The sequence below is a fragment of the Algoriphagus sp. SE2 genome, assembly GCF_039563885.1.
GTDB lineage: Bacteria > Bacteroidota > Bacteroidia > Cytophagales > Cyclobacteriaceae > Algoriphagus.
On the sequence record NZ_JBCLWJ010000045.1, the window covers coordinates 1 to 2,873 of the forward strand.

The 2,873-nt window shown below is 47.8% G+C and carries 2 protein-coding genes; both read left to right on the forward strand.

Going from position 1 to position 2,873, the window contains the following annotated elements; genetic code table 11:
• Window positions 1-366, forward strand: a 366-nt coding sequence (locus tag AAGF08_RS20295; RefSeq protein WP_343513277.1) for a phage tail protein, incomplete at its 5' end; no start/stop codon positions are given.
• Window positions 367-425: 59 nt separating this feature from the next.
• Window positions 426-2,873: hypothetical protein (locus tag AAGF08_RS20300; protein ID WP_343513279.1), on the forward strand; the 2,448-nt coding region annotated here is incomplete at its 3' end.

A 2,873-nucleotide genomic window follows, 5' to 3' on the forward strand; every position in this document is an offset into this window, starting at 1 on the left:
CGCTGTGCGGTGGGAATGGGAAATGGCCCTGGCTTATCTCCGAGACAAATTGGTCAAAAAATAGGCAGTGAAACAGTAACACTTAGCCAAATGGAAATTCCATCCCATACTCACCAGTTGATGGGCAGTAATTCAGAAGCAAATACGAATGATCCTACCAACGGTACGCTTGCCAAAGAAAATGTAGTGGTCGAGCGGGGTTCCGCCGCCATCCCTGTCAACGGGTACTCCACCGGTCCGGCCAATGCCTCCATGGGAGCAAGCATCGGAAATACAGGCGGAAGTCAGGCGCACAACAACATGCAGCCTTCCCTTGCCATGAATTATATTATAGCACTTCAGGGAATTTTCCCTTCCAGATCGTAAAACCCAATTTTAAACCGACCCCGGACTGGGGTCGGTATTTTTGTTTAAACTTTACTCAAATGATACGTTTTCTCGCCAAATCCATTTTTTTATCACTGTGTTTCTTTTGCAGTTCTCTTTTTTCGTTTGCCCAGACCATAAACTTTAATGAGCTTTCTGGAAGCACCTCCTCATCAATAAATGGAACTAATACCTATGATAATTCAGGATTCAGGTTTCAGATTTTTAATGGGACTGCTTTTGTCAGCTATAATACTGGTGGCTTTAACGGTACCAATGCCTTAGATAACACCGGAGCTGCATTTGCAAATAAGGGATGGAAAATCACCAAAGTAGATGGTTCAGATTTTCAATTAGTCAGTATTTGGCTGCAAAACGGAGACCCACTTGCTTCGGCCACCGGTACAATCACCGCATATAATAACGGGACACCGGTCGGGAGCACTGTCAATGTCACTTTTGACAGCCGAACTACTGGAGCAAAGATATTCTCTTCAAACCCTGATTTCTATTCCATTGATGAGATCAGGATTGAAGGTGCTGACCTCTTCGTTTTGATTGACAATTTTTCATATGGTCCCCCTATCAATCCGGTGGATGCAGATCCTCCATTGGTGACCAGTATTTCCCTTGTAGGTACCCCTCTTTCAACTGCTACTTCCGTCAATTATTCAGTGACTTTTACCAAGGAGGCAAAGAATGTCAGTTCGGATGATTTCCAGCTCACAACATCCGGAACCGTCGGCACGGTGGGTGCAGTATCAGGATCCGGGTCTTCTTACACAGTGGCCGTTAACGGAATTGCCGGGGAGGGAACGATCCGGTTGGATTTGAAAGGAGGAACGGATATCGCCAATGTGGATGATACCCAAGGTACTCCTGCCTATACTTCCGGACAGCTCCATTTTGTGGGGGCCTGTTTTGTGGAGACATTTGAGACGGAGAGTGATGCAAGTAAGACTTTTAGCGGGAACGGGGTTAATTTCACCTTGGGGAGCGGACTGGAAATCGAAAACAGGACCGGATTTGGTGCCGGGAATTCCAACCGTTATATCATAAACGACAATACGGCAGGTTCCTTTTCACTGGGGAGTGCGACGGAATTCACCATGAAGACGGTTGATCTGTTCCTGTCGGACCGAAGCGTTATAGACGAACCATCAGCCACGGGATCCATCACGATAACTGGAAAGAAGGGGGGAGTAGACCAGTACACGATCACCAAGAATTCGGGATTCCCGACGAACACCACTGTCAACGGAGGATTTTTCACCCTTGATTTCAGCACGGACGGTGCTTCGAGCTATCGGAACATCAATGTGGATGAACTGGTCTTCACGATCAGTGGAGGCTTTGTTGAACTGGCCATTGACAATTTTAATTTCTGCCAGGCCGCGCCTGACGTGGACACTCAGGCCCCGGTGGTACAAAGTATTTCAAAAACAGGCAGTCCGTTATCCACTGCGGGAACGGTCAACTTCCAGGTGACCTTTGACGAGGCTGCCAGCAATGTCAGTATGGATGATTTCACCTTGCTTAAAACGGGTACGGCAACGGGAGCCTTGACGGGCATCTCAGGATCCGGTTCGGTTTATGGTCTGAGCGTCACGGGTATTACCGGGGAAGGGTCCATTCAGATCAAACTGAATGCAGGAACGGATATAGCGGATGCACTGGGCAACACCCCACCCTTTGAATTTTTAAACGGGGAAATCCATTTGGTGGGAGCCTGTTACATTGAAACATTTGAAAATTTTGTCAATGGAGCGACCTCATTCACATCCAATGGGAAGTCGATAACGCTCGGAGGGAACTGGGCGGTAAAAGACAGAAATGGCTTTGGGATCAATTCATCGGATGTGTACCTGGAGAATACAGGCACTGGTCCGTACACATTGACCTCGGATATTCCTGTCAAGTTCAGCAAACTAGCCTTATTCCTTACCTCGAACACGGGGACCAATCCCCTTCCGACCAATGACGGGACGGTGACCGTCCGTGGTAAAAACGGGGCAACTACGGCATATACCATTACAAAATCAACAGGATTCCCAACCGACTTCAGCTCAAATAATGGATTCTTCTACCTTGATTTTGCCACCGAAGGGGGAGTGGATAATTCCGACACGTATGTGGATGGGATAGAAATAGAAACAGGAGGCAGCTTCATCTATCTGGCCCTGGACAACCTGGAGTTCTGTTCTGATTTCGAAGCACCGACCGGGTACACAGCAACAATTGATCAGGATCCGATTACAGACGGGAATTCTTCAAATGTAAGCTTTACGTTTGCGGATGCTGAAATAGGGACTACTTATAATTATACGTTTTCTACCTCAGCTAGTGCGGCTACAGTAACAGGGAGTGGTACAATAGCGACTGCTACCGACCAGGTCACCGGAATTGATCTGAGCGGACTGGGAGTAGGTACGGTGACTTTATCCGTTACCCTGACAGATCCTTCGGGGAATATCGGGGACCCGGCGACGGATACGAAGCAGAAAATA